This is a genomic window from Mycoplasma anseris ATCC 49234, from assembly GCF_000702805.1.
Lineage (GTDB): Bacteria > Bacillota_I > Bacilli_A > Mycoplasmatales > Metamycoplasmataceae > Metamycoplasma > Metamycoplasma anseris.
Genome location: NZ_JNJX01000002.1, coordinates 64,122 through 73,880, shown reverse-complemented (window position 1 = coordinate 73,880; position 9,759 = coordinate 64,122). Strand labels below are relative to the sequence as shown.

The window sequence follows — 9,759 nt, the reverse complement described above, 5'->3', positions numbered from 1 at the left end:
AGATTTTCATTTGTTAATGCATTAGTTGTTATGTTTTGAAATAATTGGCTCGGCAAAATAAAAAAGCCTTTAATTTTAATTGCCTCATTTTTAAAATCTCTAATTGCATCTTCATCGGGATAAATAGCATAATCGAAACTGTCATTGCCAGCTTCCTTTTCTGCTTCATTAAAGTATTGACATAGGTTTTCTGAAATATAACGATAAAATAAGATACCTAAAATATATTGTTTAAAATCTCAGCCATCAACTGCTCCTCTTACTTCATCAGCAATTGCTCAGATTTTTCGATGTAATTCTGCTCTTTGGTTACTTTCTTTATTCATAGTATTTCCCTTATTTATTAGTTTATTAATATATTAATTATAATAGGTTATTGATAAATTATTGTTTTAAGGGAATAATAAAAGAAAAACTAAAGAAAAAGAACCAATTTTTGGTTCTTAGTCCTTATTTAACAATAATGTTTAAAATCTTGTTTTCAACATAAATGGTTTTAACAATTTGTTTGCCATCTGTTCATTTTTTTACTTGTTCTAATGCTAAAGCATTATTAATAACATCATCTTTAGTTCAATCTGGAAGAATTTCAATTTGACTTCTTACTTTACCGTTGATTTGAACTCCGATTTGAGGATTTTTAGCAATAATTTTTTCTTCTTCAACAAAAGGTCAAACTTGATGATCTAAACTAGCTTCTTTGATAATCATTAATAATTCTTCAGCCAAATGGGGAGCAAATGGGCTTAAAATAATAGCAAATTTTCTTAAAGCATTTGTAGAAGGAATAGTTTTTAATGATCCTAAATAATTAATAAAGACCATCATTTTACTAATTGCAATATTAAACTTGAATTTATTAATATTTTCTTCGACATTTTTTATTAATTCATTGATATTGCTTTCTAATTCAGCATTAGTTTCGGTAATATCAATATTATTATTCATGAAGTATTCAAATTGATTATAGATTTTATCTAATCATCTTCTAATGCCATCTAATGAATCGGTATTTCAAGCCTTAGAATCAGTTAAGGGTCCCATAAACATTTCATACACTCTTAAGCTATCGGCTCCATGTGATTCTACTAAATCATCAGGATTAATAACATTTCCTAATGACTTAGACATTTTTTGACCATCTGGCCCTAAAATCAAACCTTGATTAATTAATTTATAAAATGGTTCTTTGGTATTAACAACACCTAAATCATATAAAAAGCGATGTCAAAAACGAGCATATAGTAAGTGTAAAACAGCATGTTCTTGCCCACCAATGTATAAATCAACTGGCAATCAGGCTTCAAATCTCTTTTTAGCTTCTTCACTATTTAAAGGGCAATATGTCCCGTCATCATTTTTTAAGATATAAGCTAAATAATATCAACTAGATCCTGCTCATTGAGGCATAACATTGGTATCATGACGATATAGTTTGCCATCAATTTCAACATTCATTCATTCATCAATATTAGCTAAAGGTCCTTCTGTAGAATTAGATGCCTTAATGTTGTTAGTTTTTGGTAATTCTACTAACTCTTTAACTAAATAAATTTCCCCTTTTTGATCAAATAAAACTGGAAAAGGTTCGCCTCAATATCTTTGTCTTGAAAAAATTCAATCTCTTAATTTATAACTAGTTTTTTTAATAACAGTTTTGGTTTGCCCTAAAACTTCTTCTAATTTTGCGTTTGCTTCTTGATTATTTAAACCATTAATTAATTCACTGTTAATATGCAATCCATCATGAACAAAAGGTAATTCTTGATTTTCATTTTCTAAAACAGAAATAATTTCTAAATTAAATGTTTTAGCAAATTCATAATCTCTTTCATCATGAGCAGGAACAGTCATGATTGCACCAGTTCCATATCCCATCAAGACATAATCAGCAGTTCAAATAGGAATTTGTTTATCTAATAAAGGATGTTGAACATAAGAACCTAAAAAGATGCCAGATTTTTGTTTTGCTAATTGAGTTCTTTCTAAATCATTTTTTAATTTAGTTTTTTCTATATATTCATTGACATTATTTTTATTTTCTTTAGTTGTTAATTCGTTAATTAAAGGGTGTTCAGGCGAAATAATTAAAGCACTAACTCCATAAATTGTGTCTAAACGAGTAGTAAACGTTTCAATTTTCTTATTAGAATTAACAACATTTCATTTAACAATATGACCTTCTGATTTGCCAATTCAATTTTTTTGTAATAGTTTTAAACTTTCTGGTCAATCAACTTCTTCTAAACCTTCTAATAATTTTTCTGCATAAGCAGTGATTTTTAAAACTCATTGCTTCATTGGCTTTTTAACAACTGGAAAGTTCCCTCTTTCAGAAACTTTAACACCATCTTTTTCAATGATTTCTTCGTTAGCCAAAACAGTACCAAGCCCTTCACATCAATTTACATCAATTTCTTCAATTGAAGCTAATCCAGCCTTATAAAGCTCTTTAAAAATTCATTGAGTTCAAAAATAAAATTTAGGATCAGTAGTATTAACTTCTTTTAAATAATCATAAGAAAATCCAAGAGATTTTAATTGTCTTCTAAAATTGTCAATATTTTTTAAAGTAAAAGGTGCCGGATGATTTCCAGTTTTTAAAGCATATTGTTCTGCTGGTAAACCAAAAGCATCTCAACCAATTGGATGTAAAACATCAAACCCTGATAATCTTTTATATCTAGCCATAATATCAGTGGCAGTATATCCTTCAAGATGCCCAACATGTAAGCCTGCTCCTGAAGGATATGGAAACATGTCTAAAATATAGGCTTTTTTATTATTATTTTCAGTGGTTTTGTAACTTTGATGTTTTTCTCAATGTTTTTGTCATTTTTGTTCAATATTTTTGTGATTATACATAATTAATTTATTATACAATAAAATAACTCTTATCTATAGCAATAATTATTTATAATTATTAGATATGAGATATTGAATTGAACAAGATTATCCTAAAACATTGATTGCTGGTTGCGATGAAGCAGGAAGAGGACCTTCGGCTGGTCCTTTAGTAGCTGCTTGCTGTATTTTACCAGTTGGTTATGAAAATGATCATATTAATGATTCTAAGTTATTAACAGAAAAGCAAAGAGAAGAATTGTTTGAAATTATTATCAAAAAAGCCATCGAATATCAAATTGTTTTTGTTGATTCTAAAATGGTTGATGAATTAAATCCTAAAAGAGCTTCTCAATATGCTATGGAACAATGTATTAAGAAATTACAGAAAAAACCGCGATTAATTATTACTGACTTTGAAAAACTTAATATTAATAATATTGAACAAATAAATTTAATAAAAGGCGATCAATTAAGTATTAATGTAGCTGCTGCTTCAATATTAGCTAAAGTTGTAAGAGATCGCTATATGGTTCAAATATCTAAAAAATATCCTCAATATCGATTTAATAAAAATAAGGGATATTTCACCGAAGAGCATAAAAATGCCTGTTTAAAATATGGTATTTGTGACATTCATCGAAGAAGTTATAAAAACATTAAAGAAATCATTGAAAAAAGAAAGAAATAGTATTCAAAAACTTGCAGTATCGCAATTTTTTGTTATACTAATATTTAAAGAAAGAAGGATAAAATGAATGTATCATATAAACCATTATGAGAGATTTTAAAAAGAAGAAAAATGAAGAAAAAAGATCTTATAAAAATTTCAGGTATTTCCGAAAACTGTGTTGCTAAATTAAGCAAAAATGAATATATTTCTATGTTAAACGTTTTAAGAATATGTAGCGCTTTAAACATAAAACCTTCACAAGTTTTTATGCTAGCTAATGAATCCAAATTAGATTTTAATGCTCTAAAAGTGGCTCCATTTGTTAAATGAGTTGGTGGAAAAAGACAATTATTGACAAAGATTAAGCAATTACAACCTAAAGAATTTAAAAATTACTATGAACCTTTTGTTGGTGGTGGGGCAGTTTTATTTAATTTAAGACCAAAAAAGGCAATTATTAATGATGCTAATAAACCATTAATGAATGCTTATTGCTTTATTAGAGATGATATTGAAGGATTTATTAAAAAACTATCTAATTTATATGAAGAAATTAATTTAAAAGGTAAGGATTTTTATTATTTAGCAAGAGATAGATATAACCAAAAATTACAAGAAAACCAATATGATTTAGAATTAGCTTGTTTATTTGTCTTTTTGAATAAACATTGTTTTAATGGTCTTTATCGTGTTAATTCTAAGGGTTTATTCAATGTCCCTTATAATAACAAAACTAAAATAACTATTGATGAAGCAGTATTTAATGATTTATCTAAATATTTAAAAGAAATTACCATTTTAAATACCGATTTTGAAAAAGCATGTAAAGGTGCTAAAAAAGGTGATTTTATTTTCTTTGACAGCCCTTATGCACCTTTAAGTGATACAACTTTTGATGCTTATACTGAAGAAGGTTTTAATAAAGAAGATCACATTCGTTTAGCTAAATTATTTGATAAATTAACTAAACGTGGATGTTATTGTATGTTAACTAATCACGATACTGAATTAATAAGATGTCTATATGATAATAAAGGTTATAGAATTGAAGTTGTTGAGGCCAAAAGAAGTATCAATTCTGATGCTATCAATCGCAAGGGAAAAGAAATAATTATTTGCAATTATTAAAAAAAAAAAAAAAAAATACCCAGCTTAAAAAACTGGGTATTTTAATTATTTTTCTTCTTTAAATAATTCATTATAAATTTCATCATAGTATTTAACTGGAATGAATTTAACTACTTCTTTAACTTCTTTTGGAACATCATCTAGATTTTTTTGATTATCATAAGGAATGAATATTTTTCTAATTCCAAATTGAGTTGCAGCTAAAGATTTTTCTTTTAACCCTCCAATTGGCAATACTTTTCCTCTTAAGGTAATTTCTCCGGTCATTCCCACATTAGCTGGAACAGGTTTTTTGCTTAAAGCACTAATAATTGAAGTTGTGAAAGTAACACCAGCTGATGGTCCATCTTTAGGAATTGCCCCAGCAGGAACATGAATATGGATTGAATTGTTATCAAAATCAAAATTGATCCCATATTTTTCAGCATTAGCTCTTACATAAGCTAAAGCAATTTGAGCTGATTCTTTCATAACATCTTTTAATTGACCAGTTAATTTTAGGCCTTCTTTACCTGGGAAGGTTGTAACTTCAATAGCTAAAGTAGAACCGCCAAAACTTGTGTAAGCAAGTCCATTTACAACCCCAATTTGAGCTTTATTTTCATTTTCATCATCTTCAAATTTTAAAGGTCCTAAAAAGTCTTTGGCAATTTCTTCAGTTACTACAAATTCTTCATTAATTTCTTTATCTAAAATTCTTACAACAATTTTTCTAGCGATATTATCTAAGATTCTTTGAAGTTCACGCACTCCACTTTCTCTTGTGTAATATCTAATTAGAAATTCTAAAACTTTTTCATTAACCTGAATTTGTGAAGGTTTTAAGTAATTTTGTTTGGTTATTTTTGGTAATAAATAATTTTTAGCAATGGCAATTTTTTCAAAAGTTGTATAAGTTGATAATTCTAATAATTCAACTCTATCAATTAAAGCAGGAGGAATTGAATCATAATAGTTGGCTGTAGCAATAAATAATACTTTTGACAAATCGTATTCTAAGTCTAAATAGTGATCTTGGAAGTTAACATTTTGTTCAGGATCAAGCACTTCAAGCATTGCTGAAGTAGGATCTCCTCTAAAATCAGAAGACATTTTATCAATTTCATCTAATAAAATCACAGGGTTAGACACGCCAGCTTTTTTAATTGCGTCAATAATTTTTCCAGGCATTGCCCCGACATATGTTCTTCGATGTCCTCTTATTTCGCTTTCATCTTTTACCCCACCTAAAGAAATTTTGACAAATTTTCTTCCTAATGCTTCAGCAATTGATTTAGCCAAGGTTGTCTTACCAGTTCCTGGAGGCCCAATTAAAGTTAAAATTGGAATATTATTTATTGATTCATTATTTAAAACTCCACCTTTATTAATGAATAGATTTTTATCAATAAATAAATCTTTTTGTCCTGGAATAGGAACATAATTACTTACTTCTTTTGATACTTTTTTAGCATTTTGGGTATGGGTTAAAACTGAAATAAATTCTAAGATTCTTTCTTTTGGTTTTTCTAAACCGTAATGATGTGAATCTAAGATTTTTCTTACATTGTTAATATCAATGATTTCTTTACTTACTTTTCTTCAAGGTAATTTTCAAACCAAATCTAAATAAGTTTTGGTAATGTTAGCTTCAGGGCTAGAAGGCATCATTGATGCAATTCTTGATTGTTCAAATTTAATTGCCTCTAAGACATAATCTGGATATTGTTCTTTTAAATTAGGATCATTTGTAATTTTTTCTAAATTAGCTTCATTTGGTTCATCATTTAAAAGTTTCTTAATTTGATTCATTTTTTCACGTAGCATAAAATCACGTTGTTGTTCTTCTAATTCGCCACGCATTGAATAATTAATGTCATCTTCTAATTTGATATAGTTGATAGCCAATTTGAATTGATTTAAAATGTAGAATAATTTAGTGCTTAATTTTCCAGATAAAAATAGCTCTTTTTCCTTAATTAAATCAATGTGTTGTTTATATGTTTGTAATAAATTTCAAGTAGCTTCTTCACATTGTTTGAACTTTGAAAATTCTTTATAGCTTATTTCTTTAATTTTGTTTACAAGATCGACTAAACCTTCAAAGTATTTTGGTTTTTCTTCTTTAGGTAATTTTTTAGTTTCAAAATTGAATTTTTGTGCCTCATCTTCGATTTTGCTAAAGATTTTCTTTAAAGTTTCTATATTTTCTTCTTGATCTTCTTTAATAATTTCATAATCAATTGAAGCATTTTCTAGTCCATCTAATTCATCAGTTTGTTTTAATCTAACAACATGTTTGGTATTAACATTAACAATTTTTACAATTCCTTGTTCGCTAATTGATTCAATTTCAGTTAAAAATCCAAAATCAAAAATAGTGTTTCGTTCAAATTCTTCATTTATTTCATTATTTTTATAAACACCCAAAATTAAATTATTTTCATATTTTTTAATAGCCAAATCTAAAATCTTTAAAGAATTCTCTTTACCGATTTTAATATTATCTGTCATACCAGGTAAAATAATTTGATTTTTTATTGGTAAAAATGGGATTTTTTTCATAGTGGTCCTTTCTAAATATAATAAATTTTAGCACTTTAATCAAAAGAGTGCTAAAAATTATCATTATTTTGTAATTTTGAAGATTCTTTTACCTAATTTAATATATTTATTAATTTTTTCCTCAATGATTTTAAAAGCTTCATTATAAATGTTTTCATTATAAATATCAATTCCTGCTTCTTTTAAAATAATTGCAGGTCAATCACGATCACCAGCAGATAAAAAATTTAAAACATAATTTTCTAAAGCTGATTTCCCTTCTTTTTTATATCTTTGGAAAAAAACATTTGCCACAATATATCCTAAAGCATATTTATAAACATAGAAGTGATAATAGAAATGAGGTACAATTACTGAATAAATATTGTGTTTATTTCCAATTTTATTAGTATTATTAAATTTGTATTTATTACTATTATTCACATATAGCTTTTCTAAAGCATCAAATGAATTTAAAGGTTCGTCTTGGTCAATTAGATTGTAAAGGTCATATTCATAATTTGATCATTCAGCTTGTTTAATAACAGTACCAATAAAATCAAAAATACTTCTTTCTAATAAATAAAATTGTTCTTTTTCAGTTTTTGCTTTAGAAATTAAATAATCATTTAATAATAATTCATTAAAAATTGAAGCAATTTCAGCTAAAAAGATTGGATAACCACTTCTTTGCAAAGGTTGTGTTTTATCAGAAAAATAACTGTGTAAAGAATGACCCATTTCATGACATAAAGTATTAACTGATTCAAAAGTATAATCAAAATTCATTAAGATATATTTTTTATTTAAACCATAAGAATTTCCAATTGAATAAGCACCACTTATTTTATTAGGACAATGCATAAAATCAACTCATTTTTCATCCAAAGCTTTTTTTACAACATCATGATACTCAAAAGGCATAATCTCAGTAATTTTTAATAAAATTTCTTTTGCTTCTTCCACGCTATATTTATTTTTAACATTAACTAAGTCTAGAGATTGGTCTCATAGCTGCATTTTTTTGTTGAATTTCTTTTCAAAAAATCTTTTTCTAGCCGTGGCAAACTTTTTAAAAATTCCCATATTTTTTTGAATTGAGTTATAGATTGTATCTAATAATTTTTTATCAATTTTATCTTCGCTTAGAATTGAATCCATACTTGATTGATAGCCTCTATTTAAAGCTAAAACGGAGATTCTTTTAAAATGTTGGTATAGTAATTTTGACAATGTTTCTTTTCTTTTATAAAAAGCATTTGCATAATTAATGAAAGTGGATTTTCTTATTTTTTCATCCTTGCTTTTCATTAAACTCATTCTAGTTGCTTCAGTAATTTTGAATTTTTTGTTAGATTTTGAAATTGCATAGCCATAATCAGTTTCACTATCAGTCAAAATAGTAAAGATTTCTTCTAAATCGGGTTGTGCCATTGAGGTTTTATTAATATATTCTTCAACTTCGTCGCCCAATTTATGATCCAAAACTTCTAAAGTTGCTAATAAATCCTTTTTAACATTTTTTAATTCGTTTAAATTAATTCATTTTTCAATCGTTTTACGGTGTTTTGCAATTCGATTAATCTCATTCCCCATTTCAATTTCATATTCATTGTTTTTAGTTTCGAAACGAGTTCTTAATTCAATAAATTTAGTGTTAGAAAGGTTAACATTAATGTTATTTTCTAAGTAGTTTTGAAGCTTGTTTCCAATAATAATTAATTGTTCAGTTAATTTTATTCCTTTTAAAAATAAATCCAAATCTTCATATTTTTTATCTTTTATTTCAATTAATTGTTTGAAAATTAAAAAATATTGATCTTCTCATTCTTGGTAAGATTTATTTTCCAAAATGTCTTCTAAATCAAAACGATATTGTTCTTCAATTTCTAAATATGAATTGTATTTTTTCATTACTCATCCTCATTAATTAAAATTAAACTTTTCACATCAGTGTTTAATCTAGCGCGAGCATTAAACCCATTAATTTCCATTAAAACAACAATTCTTAAAACTTCAACACCTTGTTCTTCTAGCAATTTAATGATTGCTTCTAAAGTTCCACCAGTTGCTAAAACGTCATCCACGATCACAGCTTTTTGTCCTCTTTTGACAATATTTTTTTGGATTTCTAAGACGTTTCTTCCATATTCTAAACCATAATCACAACTGATTACTTCACCAGGAAGTTTTCCAGCTTTTCTTACCATTATAAAAGGTTTTTTTAATTTAGCAGCTACTGGAGTACCAAATAAGAAACCCCTAGCATCTGGTCCTACAATAATGTCTGCTTCTTTAGCATATTCAGCGATTTTTTCAATTGTATAATGTAATGCTTCACCATTAGCCAATAATAGTGAAATATCTTTAAATTTGATGCCTTTTTTAGGAAAATCATCAACAGTTCTTATATATTCTTTTAAATTCATAGTTAAATTATAAGTTAAATTTAATTTTCGCAAAATAAACAATAAAAATTTAAGAAAATTAAGATAACTTTTTTGATATTAATTTATTTAATTAAAAAAATCATATAAAATACTAATATAAAATTTCATGCACAATTTAATTTAATAATGAAAAAAGGAGGA

General features: G+C 26.5%; 7 protein-coding genes. 2 read left to right on the top strand and 5 right to left on the bottom strand.

Annotated elements, in window-relative coordinates:
• Window positions 1-326, bottom strand: a 326-nt coding sequence (locus tag T401_RS06485; RefSeq protein WP_033178614.1) for a type I restriction-modification system subunit M N-terminal domain-containing protein, incomplete at its 3' end; no start/stop codon positions are given.
• 124 nt (window positions 327-450) lie between these two features.
• Complete coding sequence (gene leuS / locus T401_RS0100900; RefSeq protein WP_033178613.1) at window positions 451-2,865, bottom strand: leucine--tRNA ligase; 2,415 nt, start codon at window positions 2,863-2,865, stop codon at window positions 451-453.
• 64 nt (window positions 2,866-2,929) lie between these two features.
• Here leuS and rnhB point away from each other — a divergent pair, with 64 nt between their 5' ends.
• Entirely contained in the window at window positions 2,930-3,535 is a 606-nt protein-coding gene (gene rnhB, locus T401_RS0100895) for a ribonuclease HII (protein WP_033178612.1), read from the top strand.
• A gap of 63 nt (window positions 3,536-3,598) precedes the next feature.
• Window positions 3,599-4,645 (top strand): Dam family site-specific DNA-(adenine-N6)-methyltransferase, encoded by a 1,047-nt coding sequence (locus T401_RS0100890; protein ID WP_274541126.1) that lies wholly within the window; start codon window positions 3,599-3,601, stop codon window positions 4,643-4,645.
• A 45-nt stretch (window positions 4,646-4,690) separates the two neighbouring features.
• Here the strand turns inward: T401_RS0100890 and lon are convergent, their stop codons facing one another.
• The 3 genes from lon to T401_RS0100875 all read right to left on the bottom strand — a co-directional run bounded on the left by lon (window position 4,691) and on the right by T401_RS0100875 (window position 9,597).
• Window positions 4,691-7,189, bottom strand: coding sequence for an endopeptidase La (lon, locus tag T401_RS0100885; RefSeq protein WP_033178611.1), 2,499 nt, complete (start codon window positions 7,187-7,189; stop codon window positions 4,691-4,693).
• Between the two features lie 63 nt (window positions 7,190-7,252).
• Window positions 7,253-9,082 (bottom strand): oligoendopeptidase F, encoded by a 1,830-nt coding sequence (pepF, locus tag T401_RS06480; protein ID WP_033178610.1) that lies wholly within the window; start codon window positions 9,080-9,082, stop codon window positions 7,253-7,255.
• Window positions 9,082-9,597 carry an adenine phosphoribosyltransferase gene (locus tag T401_RS0100875; protein WP_033178627.1) on the bottom strand — a complete coding sequence of 172 codons (516 nt, stop codon included), beginning with the start codon at window positions 9,595-9,597 and terminating at the stop codon, window positions 9,082-9,084. Before T401_RS0100875 ends, pepF begins: the two co-directional genes overlap by 1 nt.
• Between the last annotated feature and the right edge of the window lie 162 nt (window positions 9,598-9,759).